Here is a 16,033-nt window from a genome sequence, read left to right as displayed (position 1 = left end):
ACTGCATAAAAAAGCCCCGCATCGCTGCGGGGCTTTTTGTTATCGCTCAAACCAGCTTATTCAGCCGCTTCTTCCACTACTTCAACAGCCTTCACGCTACTCACTTCATCGCGACGACGAATGTACTTCCAGTCAGCTTCATCAATATAGATACCGGCAGGACCACTGCCGCCTTCCAGGTCGATGGCCACATGGGCGGAGACCTGAGGCTTAACGCTCGCCAGGATCGGCACGAAGCCTAGTTGTAGACTGGTTTCCAGCAGCGCCGACTGGTTACGCTCGTCGATGTCCGCCGCTTCATCAAGGTAGTACGGCAGGCGTACACGGCCTGCTAGATCGCGGTCCATCAAGTGCAGCAACAAGTACATGTTGGTCAATGCCTTGATGGTCATGGTGGTGCCGTTGGACGCCGCGCCATCGATGTCGGTGTGGATAACCGGCTGGCTGTTGACCTTGGTTATCTCGAACGCCAATTCGAACAGGTCTTTAAGACCCAGTTGGTTGTGGTTCGCGGCTACTAGGCGCGCCAGGTACTCTTTGGCTTCTTCGTTCTTGTTGTCTTGTTCTGCGCTTTGGCTCAGATCGAACACCGATAGCGTCTCGCCTTCTTCGTACTGACCGGCGCTGTGGATAATCTGATCGATATGCTTGAGCGCTTCCTTGTTGGGAGCCAGTACGATACGGAAGCTTTCCAGATTGGAAACCTGACGACGGTTGATTTCGCGGTTGAACAACGCCAGTTGGTGTTCAAGGCTGTCGTAGTCGCTGCGGATGTTACGCAATGTCCGCGCGATGTCCGTCACTGCTGCACGACGGGCTTTACCGAGGGTCAGCGCTTCGTCAGTGCGATGCGCATAGGCGTTGATCAGCAGTTGCAGACGGCGTTCCATGTCGTCTTCGCTGTCGAATTTGGCCACGCCCTTCAGGCGCACCTGCGCGTACAGCGCTTCGATCTGGCCGTCACAACGCTGCAAGCCTTGCCAACTGTCCTGATAGTCATTGAGCAGCGGCAGCAGATTGTCCAACGTGTCATCTACTGGCTCCATGAATGGCGTGCCGAATGGCAGGTCCGCAGGCAGCAACTGACGACGGCGCAGTGCGTCATCCAGCGTGCGTTGCTTGGACTCCAGATCGCCGATCTGACGCCCGACCAATTGCAATTTGGCCGACAGTTGCTGGACGCGCTCGGTAAACGCATCGCTGGAGCGCTTGAGTTCGTCCTGCGCGGCTTCCATCTGCGCCAGTTGTTCCAGCTTCTCGCCTTCTTCAGCGCTCAAAGTCTGGGTGCGGCGGAAGTCTTCCAGCGCCTTTTGCGCATCCAGCACTTGTTGATAAAGCGCTTCGGTCTGGGTCTTGCTCGCCGCCCGGTCAGCTGCGACGGCTTGTTGGGTTTTCAGTTGCTTGAGTTCTTTTTCCAGACGCTCTTTCTGATCACGTAATGCCGCGCGGTCAGCAAGGGCTTGCAACGCAGGCGGCTCAATGTGTGACAAGTTGATCGACAACCCCGGCACTTCGAAGCGCTCACCCTTGAACCCATCGAGAATCGCTTCAAGGGATTTGACCCACGCGTCGCTGTCGTCCAGCGCAATGCCTTGCTCGCCCAATGGCAGGCTGAACAACGCGCTATTGAACAGGCGCATCAGGCGCTCGACGTCCGGTTGCGAAAACTCTTCGCGCAGACGGGCATAGCTGTTGTTGTCGGCGTGATCGAGTTGTTGTTTTACCGATTTCAGGCGCTTTTCCAGATCGCGCAGGCGCTCGTCCAGGTCTTCGGCGCTGAATTGACGAGACTGGGCCAGCGCGCCTGCCAATTCATCGTGAGCGTCTTTGGCGGCCAGCAGTTGTTGTTCCAGCACGCGTACATCGTCCACCAGCGCAAAGCGGTTTTTCAGGACGGCCAGTTCGCCGATCCAACGCTGAATGTTGCTGATCTCACGCTCCAGACGCATGAGTTCTTGAGTGCTGCCGCGTTGGTCGTTTTGCAGAGCGTCCTGCTCGCCACGGTAGTGCTCGGCCTGAATGACCAGCTCTTCCTTGCGTGCGTTGGAGTAGTCCTGCCAAGTGCCGAGCAAAGAGTCGAGCAGTGGCGACAGACGATGCAGCTTGCCACGCAGGATGTCGCGTTGTTTCACGCCGTTGGCCAAGGCCTCGACCAGTGGGCCAGCGAGCACCAGCGCGTTGTAGTCCTGTTCCATGCGACGTACATCACGGAAGGCTTCTTCGCACGCCGCGATGTAATCGACGCTGCCCGAACGCAGGCTGTGCTCGAAGGCATCAAGGAACAGTTGCTTGAGCTTGGCCGCAGTGATTTCGCGCATGTGCAGCAGGTTGATGAACAGTGCGCGGAAGGTCTTCAGGCTTTGCTCGCTGGTGGAGCGCAGCGGGATCAGTGTCAGGTCCAGCGGAATCGAGGTGTGACCGCCGACCAGCAAACGGCGCAACTCATCAGGCTTGAGTTCGTAGGCTTTCAGGCCTTGGCTTTCCAGATTGCTGAACAGCTCTTTCTGGCGCAGACAGGTGTCGTTCTTCTGGTAGTGAGCCAGATCCAGTTTGCCCGCATAGGCAAAGAATTGGTGACCGAAGCCACCACCCGGGCCGCGACCGACCACGCCAATGACGTGAGGACCGTGGGGCAAGGCGACTTCGACGAGGATGTAACTGGTGTCCGAGGCAAAGTAGAAGCGACGCGATTGATCGAGGCTGTACTTGCCGAAGGACATATCTGACATGCGCGCCAGAATCGGGAATTGCAGCGCGTTGATCGACGCACTCTTGCCCAAGTTGTTCGCGCCGTAGACCGACAACGGGTGTTCCAGCGGAAACAACCCCAAGCTGTAACCGGCCGTGTTGAGCAGGGCGAAGCGGCGGATGCCGTAGCGTTCCTGAGTCATGCATCAAGCTCCTGTTCTTCGGCGATCGCGCGGGCCAAGGCCTGCTCTTCGGTTTCTTCTGCTTCGTCGGCTTCTTCAAATTCGGTCAGATCGAGCGGGTCGTCGGTTTGCAGCAGTTTTTCGTCGCTGTCGTCGTCGATCAGCACCGGCGTCGGCAACGGCAGATCGCTGTGCAGGCTTGCAGCCAGGTCGCGGTCCTGCTGAACCGACAGGCAGACATCGAGGAAACGGTGCATTGGCGGCAGGAAGCGGTAGATGCCCACTTCCTCCGAAGCAAAGCCGAGTTGTGTCATGCGGCGCATGATCTTCTCTTCCAGCTCTTCCTGAGTCTGCACTTCGGCCTGCAGGAACAGGTCGCGGTATTTCTCCAGCAGCGATGGCAGTTCATCACGGCCCAGGCTGCCACCGTCGAGCACTGCGACCGGGTCGCGGCCCTGATCCGCCAGGTGTTCGACGAGAATGAAAGTGAACAGCGCCAGACGCTGTGCAGTCTTGTTGACCTGCGCGGCGGCCAGTTCCGGCACGAAATAGTAGAAGCCGCGAGTGTCGCAGATCAGCTCGAAGCCCAGCGCCTTGAACAGCGTGCGGTACTGGTCCTGCGCGTTGGACAACTGAGCGTACAGCTCAGGGTCGCGGCGGCTGATGTGGTAACCCTTGAACAGCTCGCGAAAGATCGGCGCGAGCTGTGACATTTCGGATAAATCAAGATGCATGGGCGGTGCCCTCGGAATTCTCTGGGGTGGCGTCTTTGCTAGAGAGCAGGGCGAAGGAGCGCAGGCTGACGCGGTGCTCCTGGGTCAGGTATTCGCGGCGTTCGAGACGCTCGCGTTTGAAGCGTTTTTCACGGGATAGCCGCGAGAACCAGTACAGCAACTCATCGGTTGCGCCGGTCGGCTCCTGCTCCAGCAGCCAGACCATCAAGTCCGGCATCGGCAGGGCCTCCTCGCAACGCTCGACCATCTCCTTGACCGTGCGCGGCGCCCGAGGCGGCTCGCCCTTGCGGGTGACGCTGGCTTTGGGGAAACGTGCAGGTTTGGGTTCGAAGCGCGCCAGCGCATACACGTAGGCCTCGACCTGGTTCGCGCTACCGAGAAAGGTACTTTGCGGACGCGTGAACATCGGCATGGCCGCTTGTGGCACGGCGTCGATGCCTTTTCGACGGATGGCCGACAGGGCAAGCGCGGCGCCACGGGTCACCGCGTTATGGCGACGAGCCTCTTCGCGCAATGGCAGCAAGAGTTCGCGGGCATGACGCAGGGTCAGTTGTGCGCTTGTCTGCATTTCAAGGATTCGCGCGTGGGTGCGCAGCAGCATGTCGTCGTCGACCAGATGCCCGAGGCGTTGCTGGTCGGTGAGCATGCGCAGCAGCACGTTTTCGACCTTGCGCACGCCTTGCTCGAAGGCACCGTCGGCGTTTACCAGTTGGATCATTGGCTCGACGTATTCGTCCCAAGTGGCGAGCACTTCCGCGTAGCGCTGACGCAACGGAATCTGCCGGTCGCTTGTTTTGGCGCGTTCAGCTACTGAAACCAGGGCCTGTTCGTCGTTGGCGAGCTTTTTCAGGACGTCGCGCACGCGCATGTCGAGCAGGCGCAACTGGCGAGCGAGGTCGTTGGCATCGCGGGCTTCGAAGGCTTCCTGGATGTAACCGGCCAGCCGCTCCAGGTGACGCAGATAGGCTTCGATCTCCAGGCACAGGCCCAGACGGTGCTCACGGCGCAGATACGACAGGAAGTCGTGAATCTGCGCATTCAATTCGAAACGGTTCGGGCTTTTGGCCACGGGAACCAGAATGTCGAGGCGAATCCACACGTCCAGCAGGTTTGTGATGTCCTGCGGTGTGCTTTCCAGTTGCTGGGCGGCCAGTTGCAGACGCAGTTCGCTCAGGCTCAGGGTGCCTTGGTCGAAGTGCTCGCACAGTGGCTCAAGAAGCGCCCAGTGTTCGGCAAGGGCGCGCAGAACGCGCTTAGGTTCGATCATCGGATGGCCGCTGGTTGGCAAATAAAAGCGGCAATTGTACTGCATCGCAGCGGTTGGTTTTCACCCTCAGTCGATCAACTGCGGCGTGATTCGTCGAAGGCCTGTAGAATCCCCGTCCTGACTTTATCCACAGGTGGCTGTCCCTTGCTCAACGAGCCTCGCCGCCGCGCCTTTTTGTCCGCCATGCAGGTGGTCAGTTGGCTGCCGCGCACCGAACTGCCTTTTGCCGCGCCTTCGCGTCCGGAACTGCTTGCGCCGTTGCCGGTGTTTGATGACGTTGAGGAAATAACGTGTTCGGTGACGCCCGTTCAGGGGAACAACGACGTCGGGACGGCAAATCCTGCGCCTGTTACCCGCACCGTTGAGCGCCCCAAGATCGAAGTCCCGCGCCCGTCTTCAGCCGCCAAACCGCCTGTCAAAGCCGCCACGGACGAGGACGCCGCGCCGGTCGTGGCCAAAGCTCCAGTGGTTCCACCGCCACGGTTCGCGCTGCAATTGCTGCGCGCGGGCAATTGCCTGTTGTTGGTCGAACTGGCTACGGGTGAGCCGTTTCAGAGTCGCGACCCTTCCTACCTGTTGCTCAAGGACATGCTGCGTGCCGCCGGTCTTCCCGACAGCCCGCAGATCATTGGCGAGCCTGTGCGCTGGCCTTTGCTGGTGCGGGGGAATATGGATCAGGGGCCGGATGCCGCTCGGGATTTCGTTCAAGGGTTTCTCTACGCCCGTGTCGAAGAAGTGCCTTGCACCTGTCTGTGGCTGATCGGACTTCCGGCGATACGTTTTGCCGGAGAGTCTGATGCCGAATCCTACAATCAAGAACTCCAGATCGACGGTCTGGGGTTGGCCTGGGCGCTGCCGGGTCTGGAACTGTTGATGGACGAGCCTCAGCGCAAGGCCGACGTTTGGCGTGCCATGCGCAAGCTGATGGGGCGTTGGAAGAGCGTAAATGAGTGATGCCGTAACGTTTCGCCGCATGACAGAAAGTGACCTGGATGCGGTGCTGAAAATTGAATATGCCGCGTTCAGCCATCCGTGGACTCGCGGTATTTTTCTGGACGGGCTCAAGTCCTACGAAATCTGGCTGATGTTCGAAGGCAATCAGCAGGTGGGGCACGGGGTGATCAACGTGATCATCGATGAGGCGCATCTGCTCAACATCACTGTCAAGCCGGAAAGCCAGGGCCGGGGTCTTGGGTTGCTGTTGCTCGACAAGCTGATGAAGCGCGCTTACGAGCTGAATGGCCGTGAATGTTTCCTGGAGTTGCGCGCCAGTAATCAGTCGGCGTATCGGCTGTATGAGCGCTATGGCTTCAACGAAGTAGGACGGCGTCGCGACTACTATCCGGCGGTCGGGGGGCGTGAAGATGCGCTGGTGATGGCTTGCACATTGATTGAATGACTTACATTGACCTGTAGCAGCGCGGCTTGCGGTGGATCAGTCAGCTCATCCTTCGCTGAAGCTCCGTATTCGCCAGCAAGCCGGCTTCCATAGGGATGTGCGCCGAACCAGTGATTCAGGGCCCGCGCGGATTTTTGTGGGAGCCACCTTGGTGGCGAAGCGGTTGGCCGGCCAACATAGAATCTCCCGTACGGCAGGCGTTCTGAGCCTAAATCTCCGGCTTGCCATCCAGCGGGTCGAAAATGGCCATTTCTTCTTCGTCCAGCCCGCCGCCTGCGCCAATTTCGTCTTCATCGACGATGCTCAAATCAAAATCCGCCGGGCCTCCTTCGCCTTCTTCCCGGGGAGAGCGTGCGCCGTCTTCATCGATCAACGTTTCCGGACTTATGTCATCGTCCGTCGGGTTGTGATCGTCGGTCGAGGCGCCAGTCAGTCCGGCTTCGCGAACCCGCTCCTCGGGAATGTAGGTCTCCAGTTCGTCCTCGGGAATCATGTCGCCGATGCGACCGCTGGGCTCGTTGCTGTCGTTGAAGTTGAGTTCCTCCATCGAGCCCATGCGGTCTTCGTTGTCGTCGATGGGTTCAGGTTGCGTCGCGCCGAAAGGGCGTCGTGAGTCGTTCATGGCGAATCCTCGTTGTGGGCGGTCTTGTTGGGTGGACCGGGAGGCTCGCCGAAGATTCACTCCGCTTCTCGACCGGTAGTGGCGAACGCCGTTGATCCGAAGTACCTTGCATCCCTCATCGCCGCTGCGAGGTTTCACTCCCATGAACGCATTAAAAGAACTACTCGACAACAACGAACGTTGGGCTGCCGCGATCAAGGAAGAAGACCCTGACTTCTTCGCCAAACTGGCGCGTCAGCAGACGCCGGAGTATCTCTGGATCGGCTGTTCGGACGCTCGCGTTCCCGCCAATGAAATCGTCGGCATGTTGCCGGGGGACCTGTTCGTGCATCGCAACGTGGCCAACGTGGTCCTTCACACGGACCTTAATTGCCTGTCAGTGATCCAGTACGCCGTCGATGTGCTCAAGGTCAAACACATTCTGGTCACCGGCCATTACGGCTGTGGCGGCGTGCGCGCTTCTATGCAGGATCGTCAGTTCGGTCTGATCGACGGCTGGCTGCGCACCATTCGGGACTTGTATTACGAAAACCGCGAGTTGTTGAGCCAGTTGCCGACCGAAGAGGAGCGCGTCGATCGTCTGTGCGAATTGAACGTGATCCAGCAGGTGGCGAACGTTGGCCATACCAGCATCGTGCAGAACGCGTGGCATCGGGGGCAGAAGCTGTCGATTCATGGCTGCATTTATGGCATCAAGGATGGTCGCTGGAAGAGTTTGGACGTCACGATCAGCGGGTTTGAGCAATTGCCGCCGCAGTATCGGTTGCGGCCGCTGGGGGAGTGACCCTCCTGTGGCCGAGCGCAGGGCAGAGTGCACGCAATGGCTCTGTTCGAGCGCAATTCCTGTGGGAGCCGGCTTGCTGGCGAAAGCGTTGGATCAGTTAGACAGATTAACGGACAGACCGCATTCGCCAGCAAGCCGGCTCCCACAAGGAATCTTACGCAGCAGGCTTTTTCAGCATTTCAGGAAGAGGCTTGCGCAGTTGATCCAGCTGGCGTCCCACAGAACCCGTCCGGCACTTCGCTGCCGCCTGATCAGGCGTCAGGTTGCGGATGGAGGTGTAGAACAACTTGCAGGTCTCGACTTTTTGGGTGACTTGCCATTGGGTCGTGCACTGTTTGAGCAATGCCGCAGCATCGTTGTCCGGTTTCTGGCCCATTCCCGCCTGCCAGCACGCCGCGCTCAAGTCCTGTCCCATGACCTTCAAACCGGCTTCGTCGGCCTTGGTCTCATCACCACCGTAATTGCTCTTGTCCGCAGCGTACCAGATGTAGCTCGGGTGGTTGGAGCCGATGACCGAAACGTTCTGGCCGCTCACAGGGCTGATGGTTGCCAGGCCCAAAACGGGCACTTCGACTTTGTATTGCTCTTTCAACCAACTGCGCACTGGCGCACCAAATGCCACCATCGGCAGTGAGGTGCCCTTGGCGCTCAGGCTGACTTCCTTGACCATCGTCGTCTGGTAGTCGTTGAAATAGCCATAGACGCCTTCCAGATCCTTGCCTGCGTTGGCCGGAGCGGCGATCGGGGCGATGTCGATGATGGTCTGGAACGCGGGCGTCTGGTCAGCCGCAATGCCGTTGTCGGTTAACAGCGCGGCCCAGCGGTCGGTGGTCGCGGAGCGCAAGTAGTCCTGTGCCTGAGTCAGCGAATAATCTGGCGGGAAATGCAGCAGTTCGACGCTTTTGCGATTTTCCAGGGCCATCCCCAGTGGCAGGAAGAGGTACCAGTTGTAGGCAAATTTACCGTCAGCATTGAGCTTTTTCGCGCCGTCATAAGCCTTTTCACCTGCGTCCAGTAACTGGGTCAGGGGTTTGCCATAGTCGTCCGGTACGCCGCTTATTTTCGCGTGAAGCTCGTTGGTGTCGTTGACCACGTGGACGGTGGCGCTCGTGTAGCCGTCGCGCTGCACGCTTTGCGTCAGGTAATGCTCGACCGTTTTTTCCAGCGACCAGTCGCGAAAGCAAATGACGTTGCAGTTGTTGGGATAAGCGAAAAGGCGGGTGACGCGCTCCTTGCTGCCCAGTTTGACGTCGACGTCAGCGTGGGCGTAGAGGCTCAGCGTGAGTGCAGCGAGGGTGGCGCTCAATGCAGCGGTTTTCTTCATGCTCATGTCCTTGTTGGCGTGGGCGCCCGTCTGAGCGGGCGTGTTTCGATAATGAAACACAAGGACGTGACTGGGAATCCGTACGAGAAAGTTTTCCGAGCGCGTCACAGCACAAATCGCTGCACCATCGAATTCAGGTCCGTCGCTAACATCGCCAGCGCGTTGCTCGCCACTGTCGTTTGCTGCGCGCCGGAGGCCGATTGCGTTGACAGGTCGCGGATGCTGCTCAGGTTGCGATCCACTTCGTTGGCCACTTGCGCCTGCTGTTCGGCGGCGCTGGCGATTAGCATATTGCGGTCGCTGATGGTCGAGGTGGAACTGATGATTACGGTCAGCGCCTGGCTGGTCGCAGCGGCCTGTTCCAGTGTTTGACTGGCCTGAGCGGCAGTCACGCGCAGAGTCTCGGCGGTGTCTTGGGTGCTCTTTTGCACATCGTTGATCAGGCTTTCGATCTCGGTGGTCGAGGCGCTGGTGCGTTGAGCCAGTGAGCGAACCTCGTCGGCCACCACGGCAAATCCACGGCCGGCTTCGCCTGCACGCGCGGCTTCAATGGCGGCGTTCAACGCCAGCAGGTTGGTCTGGTTGGCGATGGCGCGAATCACTTCGAGGATTTTGCTGATGCTCAACGTGCGCTCAGCCAGGCCATCGGCCTGATGGGAGGAGTCGAGCACGTTGTCGGTCAGTTCCTTGATCGAATCGATGGTGCCGGTCAGGCGCATGCGGCCCTCGGCAGCGGCTTCGTTCGAGGCCTTGGATTCGGTGGAGGTGTTGCTGGCGTTGTCGGCGACTTCGACGGCCGCCTGGCTCATCTGGTTGACGGCCACGGCAGCCTGTTCGATTTCGTCGTTCTGCATTTGCAGGTTCTTCGCGCTGGCCTCGGCAATCGCGCCCATTTCCTGGACGGACTGGCTCAACTGGCTGGCCGCCGCGTAGATCTGGTCGATGGTGCCGTGCAGATTGCCGCGCATCTGGCCCAGCATTTTCAGCAGTTGTGCGGTTTCGTCCGTACCCTCGGGAATGGGTTGCGGGCTCAAGTCGCCCTCGGCAATGGTGCTGGCGATCTGTAGCGACTGGCGCAACGGGCGGATGATGCTCACGCTCAAACGCCAGGCCAGCATCAAGGTCAGGACCAACGCCACGACAATCGCGCTGACGGCAATGATGCGCGTCTGCTGGAAACGGCTCCCGGCGCCTTCGACGGCTGCTGCCGCGCTCTGCTTGTTCAGCTCGCGCAACAGTTGCACTTGCATGTCCATCAAATCGCCCTGCATGCTCAGCGTGGTGTTGAGCAGCATGCGCGCGTCATTGAGTTTGTTCTGCTCGATCAGGGCAATTTCGTCATGCAGTCCCGGCATGAAAGCGTTGTACGCGTCCTGCAACGCCTTGATGGAGTCGCGTTCGGTGCTGTCGGTGGCGTGGGCAAGGTAATCGCTGAAGCCTTTTTCCACTTCGTTCTTCAACTGCTCCACGTTGATCTTGCTGGTCACTGCAGCGCTAGGGTCATCGGCATTGGCAATCAGACGCGCGCTTTCGCCGCGCAGCTTGATCAGGTCAATGGCGATTGCGTCGGCCATGGCAATGCTCGGCAGCGCCCCACTTTGCACCGCCTCACCCTGATCTCGAATGCTCTGCATTTGCAGCAGACAGAAAACGCCAAGGGCCATCAGCAGCGACGCGGTGATGCCGAAACACAGCACCAGACGCTGAGTAATTCGGAAGCGGCGCAAGAACATCGGCCTGGACGAAGGACGGAACAACCCACGCAATAACCTTTTCACAGCACAAATCTCATCGACGAAGTCATCGGAGACTTGGTTATAGAGACGTTCCGTGATGTCTTTATGACATCGAGAGGAAATATTTCAGATTTGTTGTGGTTTAACGGCAGTTTGGCGACGAGCGGTCACTCGACGTCAACCCCGACCTCCTCCATAAACTCCCGCAAAAAACGCTGCGCTCGCTCATGCCTGATCTGCGCCATTTGCTTCCCGGTTTGGGTCTTGAAGCCTTCGGCGAGGATGAAAAGTTTGGTGGTGAAATGATCGGCCGCGTAGCGTTTGTCGTCCAACGTGCGGTTTTTCGCCTGTGGGTCGGTCGGCTCGTAAAGGTGGCTGCCCATGCGCCCTGAAACGTAGAACAGGCGCGCGACGCCGATCATGCCGAGGGCGTCGAGGCGGTCGGCGTCTTGCAGGATTTTCGCTTCCAGACTCGTCGGTGTGATGTCTGCCGAATAACTGTGGGATTCGATGGCATGGGCGACGGCGTCGATGCGTTCTTCGTCCCAGCCCATTTCGGCCAGCAACTCCGACGCTTTGGCGGCGGCCAGACGGGAGGCACTGGAGCGGAACGGGGAGTTCTTTTCCACGGCCACACAATCGTGCAGCAGTGTGGCGGCCAGCAGAATCTGATGGTCGCCACCTTCCTTGTTGCGGATCGCGCAGACGTTTTTCCACACTCGGTGAAGGTGCGACAGGTCGTGAGAGCCATCGGTCCGCTCGGCCACGGTGTGGGGGATCAGCTTGTCGGCGAGATCCTGGAACGGTGAGAAGGAGAGGGTGCTCATCGGGAGTCCTTTCGATACAGGCTGTCGACCGGTTTCAGCATAGAAGATTGACCTTCAAGCTCGTGGCAGGTTCGTGAAGTGAGAGGTTCAACGTCATGACTTCAGCGGCAGCGCGGTCTTGTAGCGCACCTGTTTGAGCGACAGGCTCGAACGGATTTTCTCGACTTCGGGCATCGGTGAGAGGCGTTCGATGATGAAGTGTTCCAGCGCCTGCATGTCGGCCATGACCACGCGCAGTAGATAGTCGGCGTCACCGGTCATCAAATAGCACTCCATCACTTCTTCGCATTCGCACACGCGCCGCTCGAAATTCTGCAGCGCTTCGCGGCTCTGCTCCTTCAGGCTGATGGAAATGAACACGTTCAGGCGCAGCCCCAGATGCTCAGGGGCGAGCAGCGCAACGTACTCGCGAATGCAACCCGACGCTTCCAGTGCCTTGACTCGCGCCAGGCATGGCGAGGGCGACAGGTGAACGCGCTTGGCCAGTTCGACGTTGGACAGGCTGCTGTCCCGTTGAAGTTCGCGGAGGATTTTCAGGTCGATGCTGTCGAAGTTCATCGTGCTTCCACTTTTCGTTTTTAGAGTTTTTTGTGCTGCAAGCGAGCCATCTGCGTACGCAGTTCGGTCATTAAATCTGCGTGTTGAAGCATAGACTTTTCCTCAATCAACCGGAGGTGTCTATGAGCCATTTCGATATCCGTATTCCCGCAGCCGTGGCTGCGCAAAACCATGACGATCAGGTGGAGATGACCGAGTGGCAGGAAGCGCTGACGTCGCTGGTGGACAACGCCGGCCCTGAGCGGGCTCGCGAGATTCTCGATATGCTGGCCGCCATGGGGCGGGAGCCGTCGATTGGCTGGCAACCGAGCCATGGCACGCCGTATATCAACAGCATTGCCGTCGAACAACAGCCCGCCTTTCCGGGCGATCTGGCCATTGAGGAACGTCTGGCGTCGGTCATGCGCTGGAATGCGCTGGCCATGGTCGTGCGGGCCAATCAGGCATATGGCGAACTGGGCGGACATATCGCCAGCTATGCCAGTGCTGCCGACCTGTTCGAAGTCGGCTTCAATCATTTTTTTCGGGGCGGTCAGGGCGGCGATCTGGTTTTTTATCAGCCTCATTCAGCGCCAGGCATATACGCGCGAGCGTTTCTCGAAGGGCGTTTGAGTGAGCAGGATCTGGCGCATTACCGGCAGGAAATCGGAGGCCCCAAGGCGGGTGCGCGCGGGCTGTCGAGTTATCCACATCCTTGGTTGATGCCCGAATTCTGGCAATTTCCCACAGGGTCGATGGGCATCGGCCCGATCAGCTCGATTTATCAGGCGCGGTTCATGCGCTATTTGCAACATCGCGGTTTGCAGGACACCGCGACGCGGCATGTCTGGGGCGTGTTCGGCGATGGGGAAATGGACGAGCCGGAAAGCATGTCGGCGCTGACCCTGGCGGCGCGGGAAGGCTTGGACAACCTGACGTGGGTGGTCAATTGCAACTTGCAAAGGCTCGATGGCCCGGTCCGCGGCAATGGTCGGATCATTGATGAGCTGGAGGCGCTGTTCAGCGGCGCAGGCTGGAACGTGATCAAGCTGGTCTGGGGTTCCGATTGGGACGCGTTGTTCGCCCGTGATCACGATGGGGCGTTGGTGCGAGCGTTGTCACAAACGGTCGACGGCCAGTTCCAGACATTCGCGGCCAAGGACGGGCACTTCAATCGCGAGCATTTTTTCGGGCAAAACGCGTCGCTGAGAAAGCTGGCCGAAGGTTTGAGCGACGAACAGATCGACCGGCTCAAACGGGGCGGCCACGACGTGCTGAAAATCTTCTCCGCCTACCATGCAGCGATGCGGCACAAAGGACGGCCAACGGTCATCCTCGCCCAGACCAAAAAGGGTTTTGGCATGGGCGAAGCGGGGCAGGGCAAGATGACGACGCATCAGCAGAAGAAGCTCGATCGCGAGGCCTTGCTCGATTTCCGCGATCGCTTCCACCTGCCACTGACGGACGATGAGGCAGAGCACCTGAGCTTTCTCAAGCCCGACGCGCACAGTCCGGAAATGCGTTATCTGCAACAACGGCGTGAGGCATTGGGCGGCTCGGTGCCGAGCCGTCGCAATGCTGCGCAAACAGTGGCTGTGCCTTCTCGGGACGACTATGCGCGCTTCGCGACCCACGCTGACGGCAAGGACATGTCCACCACCATGGCGTTTGTGCGCATGCTGGGTAACCTGCTCAAAGACAAGGCTCTTTCCCCGCGTATCGTCCCGATTGTCGCAGACGAGGCGCGCACCTTTGGCATGGCCAGCCTGTTCAAGCAGATCGGCATTTACTCCAGCGTCGGCCAGCGTTACGAACCCGAGGACATCGGTTCGATTCTCAGCTACCGCGAAGCCACCAACGGGCAGATTCTCGAAGAAGGCATCAGCGAGGCGGGTGCGATCAGTTCCTGGGTGGCGGCGGCGACCAGCTATTCAGCCCATGGCCTGCGCATGTTGCCGTTCTACATCTATTACTCGATGTTCGGTTTTCAGCGCATCGGCGATTTGATCTGGGCGGCAGCGGATCAGCGCGCCCGAGGTTTTCTACTGGGGGCAACGGCAGGCCGCACGACGCTGGGCGGTGAGGGCTTGCAGCATCAGGACGGTTCAAGCCATTTGATGGCGTCGACCGTACCCAACTGCCGCGCCTACGACCCGGCGTTTGCGGGCGAGTTTGCCGTCATTCTCGATCACGGCATGCGGCAAATGCTGGAGCATGATGTCGACGAGTTCTACTACGTGACGTTGATGAATGAAAGTTATGCACAGCCGTCGCTGCCGGAAGGTGTTGAAGCGTCGATCATTCGCGGGATGTATCGTTTTGGCGAACAACGCGTCGAAGGCGCGAGAGGCAACGTGCGCTTGCTCGGTTCGGGCACGATTTTGCGTGAGGCGATTGCCGCCGCCGAGTTGCTGGCGCAGGACTGGCAGATCGAAAGCGAGGTCTGGAGTGTGACCAGTTTTACCGAGCTGGCGCGAGACTCGCGTGAAGTGGAGCGTTGGAACCGCCTGCATCCCGGGGATGTTCAACGCCGCAGTCATCTAGATGCGTGCTTGCCAGCGGGGGCGCCGGTGGTGGCCGTTTCTGATTACGTGCGGGCGCTGCCGCAGTTGATTGGCTCGTACGTGACGAGCGATTACACAGTGTTGGGGACCGATGGTTTTGGCCGCAGTGATACGCGGGCGATGCTGCGCAGTTTTTTTGAAGTGGATCGGTATCACATCGTGCTGGCGGCGGTGACGGCGTTGGTTCGGCAGGGATTTGTCGACGCGGGATTGGCGGCTCGGGTAATTGAGCGGTATGGCATTGAGGTGGACGCCGAGGCGTCTTGGAATATCTGATCCTATGAGGTCCTCTGTAGCGGTCCGGCTTGCCGGCGGCGGCGATATCAAGGACGCCACTGTCGCACAGCAAACGCGGGATCCTGTGGGAGCGAATTCATTCGCGAAAGCGGAGTGTCAGTCGACGTTGATGTCGCGGGTGCAGACGCCATCGCGAATGAATTCGCTCCCACAGGGAAGAGTGCACGATTGTAGAAAAGTTTTTACTTACCCTTCATCGCCGCCGTCATCTTGTCCACGTTGTAGCGAAACATTTTCACGTAGGTCGCAGCCGGGCCGTTGGCCGGGGACAGTGATTCCACATACAGCTCGCCGCCAGGGTGCGCGCCGCTGGCTTTGGCGATCTGTTGCACCAGGCGCGGGTCGCTGGAGTTTTCGAAAAAGTAGGCGCTGACGTGTTCCTGTTTGATCTGATTGATCAGTTTGCCAACGTCAGCCGCCGAGGCTTCGGTTTCGGTGGAAAAGCCCAGCGGTGACAGGAAGGTCACGCCATAGGCATCACCGAAATAGCCGAATGCATCGTGGGACGTCAGCACCTTGCGTTGCGGGGCAGGGATGGCGTTGATCTGGGCGCGAGCGTAGGCGTCCATGTCCTGCAATTGAGCGATGTATTTCTCACCGTTGGCTTTGTAATCGGCGGCGTTGCCCGGGTCTGCTTTCTGTAAGGCCTTGATGATGTTTCTCACGTAAACGATGCCGTTCACCGCGCTGTTCCACGCGTGCGGGTCAGTGATCTTCTCGCCGTCTTCTTCCATGCTGCGGGTCATGATGCCGTTGGACAGCACCACCGGTTCGCCTTTGTAGCCTGAAGCGGTGATCAGCCGGTCCAGCCAGCCCTCAAGATGCAGGCCGCTGACGAAGACCACATCGGCTTTTTTCAGTGCCTGCGCGTCGTTGGGCGTCGGCTCGTAGACGTGCGGGTCGCCATTGGGGCCGATCAGCGAGGTGACGTGGACGTGATCACCGCCCACGTTGTGCACCATGTCGGCGATGACGGTGAACGATGCAACGGTTTCCAGGGTTTTTGCCTGGGCGAAGTTGGCCAGGCCCGACAACGCCAGTGCGGCGGTCAGAAGCGTCAAACGTTTCATGG

The 16,033-nt window shown here is 59.2% G+C and carries 13 protein-coding genes and 1 pseudogene; 4 read left to right on the top strand and 10 right to left on the bottom strand.

From position 1 onward, the window contains the following. Window positions 1-56: 56 nt before the first annotated feature. From mksF to mksB, 3 genes are read right to left on the bottom strand one after another with little or no spacing between them, the layout of a single operon-like run. Window positions 57-2,891, bottom strand: a complete 2,835-nt coding sequence (gene mksF / locus ACI2KB_RS27075) for an Mks condensin complex protein MksF (protein WP_404639801.1) — start codon at window positions 2,889-2,891, stop codon at window positions 57-59. Then, complete coding sequence (gene mksE, locus ACI2KB_RS27070; RefSeq protein WP_404639799.1) at window positions 2,888-3,604, bottom strand: Mks condensin complex protein MksE; 717 nt, start codon at window positions 3,602-3,604, stop codon at window positions 2,888-2,890. Before mksE ends, mksF begins: the two co-directional genes overlap by 4 nt. Beyond that, entirely contained in the window at window positions 3,594-4,871 is a 1,278-nt protein-coding gene (mksB, locus tag ACI2KB_RS27065) for an Mks condensin complex protein MksB (RefSeq protein WP_404639797.1), read from the bottom strand. The genes mksE and mksB overlap by 11 nt, the downstream gene beginning before the upstream one ends. A gap of 183 nt (window positions 4,872-5,054) precedes the next feature. Here mksB and ACI2KB_RS27060 point away from each other — a divergent pair, with 183 nt between their 5' ends. Next, window positions 5,055-5,825, top strand: coding sequence for an energy transducer TonB (locus ACI2KB_RS27060; protein WP_404639811.1), 771 nt, complete (start codon window positions 5,055-5,057; stop codon window positions 5,823-5,825). Further along, window positions 5,818-6,270, top strand: coding sequence for a ribosomal protein S18-alanine N-acetyltransferase (gene rimI / locus ACI2KB_RS27055; protein ID WP_404639795.1), 453 nt, complete (start codon window positions 5,818-5,820; stop codon window positions 6,268-6,270). The genes ACI2KB_RS27060 and rimI overlap by 8 nt, the downstream gene beginning before the upstream one ends. Window positions 6,271-6,478: 208 nt before the next feature. Here rimI and ACI2KB_RS27050 read toward each other — a convergent pair whose 3' ends face one another. Beyond that, window positions 6,479-6,892 (bottom strand): serine kinase/phosphatase, encoded by a 414-nt coding sequence (locus tag ACI2KB_RS27050; protein ID WP_404639793.1) that lies wholly within the window; start codon window positions 6,890-6,892, stop codon window positions 6,479-6,481. Window positions 6,893-7,034: 142 nt separating this feature from the next. Here ACI2KB_RS27050 and can point away from each other — a divergent pair, with 142 nt between their 5' ends. Continuing rightward, entirely contained in the window at window positions 7,035-7,676 is a 642-nt protein-coding gene (gene can / locus ACI2KB_RS27045) for a carbonate dehydratase (protein ID WP_404639791.1), read from the top strand. A 154-nt stretch (window positions 7,677-7,830) separates the two neighbouring features. On the opposite strand, the gene ACI2KB_RS27040 is transcribed toward can, so the two are convergent. The 5 genes and pseudogenes from ACI2KB_RS27040 to ACI2KB_RS27020 all read right to left on the bottom strand — a co-directional run bounded on the left by ACI2KB_RS27040 (window position 7,831) and on the right by ACI2KB_RS27020 (window position 12,121). After that, window positions 7,831-9,000 (bottom strand): hypothetical protein, encoded by a 1,170-nt coding sequence (locus ACI2KB_RS27040; protein ID WP_404639789.1) that lies wholly within the window; start codon window positions 8,998-9,000, stop codon window positions 7,831-7,833. A gap of 104 nt (window positions 9,001-9,104) precedes the next feature. Beyond that, window positions 9,105-9,854 carry a methyl-accepting chemotaxis protein gene (locus ACI2KB_RS27035; protein ID WP_404639809.1) on the bottom strand — a complete coding sequence of 250 codons (750 nt, stop codon included), beginning with the start codon at window positions 9,852-9,854 and terminating at the stop codon, window positions 9,105-9,107. Window positions 9,855-9,962: 108 nt separating this feature from the next. Further along, window positions 9,963-10,733: pseudogene (locus tag ACI2KB_RS27030) on the bottom strand (MCP four helix bundle domain-containing protein); the annotation flags it as partial. Between the two features lie 170 nt (window positions 10,734-10,903). Continuing rightward, a complete protein-coding gene (locus tag ACI2KB_RS27025; protein ID WP_404639787.1) occupies window positions 10,904-11,563 on the bottom strand; it encodes an HD domain-containing protein in 660 nt (219 codons plus the stop codon). 93 nt (window positions 11,564-11,656) lie between these two features. Next, window positions 11,657-12,121, bottom strand: a complete 465-nt coding sequence (locus ACI2KB_RS27020; RefSeq protein WP_404639785.1) for an Lrp/AsnC family transcriptional regulator — start codon at window positions 12,119-12,121, stop codon at window positions 11,657-11,659. Between the two features lie 122 nt (window positions 12,122-12,243). On the opposite strand from ACI2KB_RS27020, the gene mdeB reads away from it, so the two are divergent. Beyond that, the gene (gene mdeB, locus ACI2KB_RS27015) at window positions 12,244-14,940 is read left to right on the top strand and encodes an alpha-ketoglutarate dehydrogenase (RefSeq protein ID WP_404639783.1); all 2,697 of its coding nucleotides are present in this window, start codon (window positions 12,244-12,246) and stop codon (window positions 14,938-14,940) included. Between the two features lie 203 nt (window positions 14,941-15,143). On the opposite strand, the gene ACI2KB_RS27010 is transcribed toward mdeB, so the two are convergent. After that, complete coding sequence (locus ACI2KB_RS27010) at window positions 15,144-16,031, bottom strand: metal ABC transporter substrate-binding protein (RefSeq protein WP_404639781.1); 888 nt, start codon at window positions 16,029-16,031, stop codon at window positions 15,144-15,146. Window positions 16,032-16,033: the final 2 nt, after the last annotated feature.

The sequence above is a fragment of the Pseudomonas sp. NPDC088444 genome (assembly GCF_044900175.1).
Classification (GTDB): Bacteria; Pseudomonadota; Gammaproteobacteria; order Pseudomonadales; family Pseudomonadaceae; genus Aquipseudomonas.
Note: the sequence above shows the minus strand (reverse complement) of the source record. Positions and strands in the feature narration are given on the sequence as shown.

What these genes read in the sequence shown, in the direction of transcription:
- mksF (WP_404639801.1), bottom strand. Translation starts at nt 2,891, where the DNA reads ATGACTCAGGAACGCTACGGCATCCGCCGCTTCGCCCTGCTCAACACG.
- mksE (WP_404639799.1), bottom strand. Translation starts at nt 3,604, where the DNA reads ATGCATCTTGATTTATCCGAAATGTCACAGCTCGCGCCGATCTTTCGC.
- mksB (WP_404639797.1), bottom strand. Translation starts at nt 4,871, where the DNA reads ATGATCGAACCTAAGCGCGTTCTGCGCGCCCTTGCCGAACACTGGGCG.
- ACI2KB_RS27060 (WP_404639811.1), top strand. Translation starts at nt 5,055, where the DNA reads ATGCAGGTGGTCAGTTGGCTGCCGCGCACCGAACTGCCTTTTGCCGCG.
- rimI (WP_404639795.1), top strand. Translation starts at nt 5,818, where the DNA reads ATGAGTGATGCCGTAACGTTTCGCCGCATGACAGAAAGTGACCTGGAT.
- ACI2KB_RS27050 (WP_404639793.1), bottom strand. Translation starts at nt 6,892, where the DNA reads ATGAACGACTCACGACGCCCTTTCGGCGCGACGCAACCTGAACCCATC.
- can (WP_404639791.1), top strand. Translation starts at nt 7,035, where the DNA reads ATGAACGCATTAAAAGAACTACTCGACAACAACGAACGTTGGGCTGCC.
- ACI2KB_RS27040 (WP_404639789.1), bottom strand. Translation starts at nt 9,000, where the DNA reads ATGAAGAAAACCGCTGCATTGAGCGCCACCCTCGCTGCACTCACGCTG.
- ACI2KB_RS27035 (WP_404639809.1), bottom strand. Translation starts at nt 9,854, where the DNA reads ATGCAGAACGACGAAATCGAACAGGCTGCCGTGGCCGTCAACCAGATG.
- ACI2KB_RS27025 (WP_404639787.1), bottom strand. Translation starts at nt 11,563, where the DNA reads ATGAGCACCCTCTCCTTCTCACCGTTCCAGGATCTCGCCGACAAGCTG.
- ACI2KB_RS27020 (WP_404639785.1), bottom strand. Translation starts at nt 12,121, where the DNA reads ATGAACTTCGACAGCATCGACCTGAAAATCCTCCGCGAACTTCAACGG.
- mdeB (WP_404639783.1), top strand. Translation starts at nt 12,244, where the DNA reads ATGAGCCATTTCGATATCCGTATTCCCGCAGCCGTGGCTGCGCAAAAC.
- ACI2KB_RS27010 (WP_404639781.1), bottom strand. Translation starts at nt 16,031, where the DNA reads ATGAAACGTTTGACGCTTCTGACCGCCGCACTGGCGTTGTCGGGCCTG.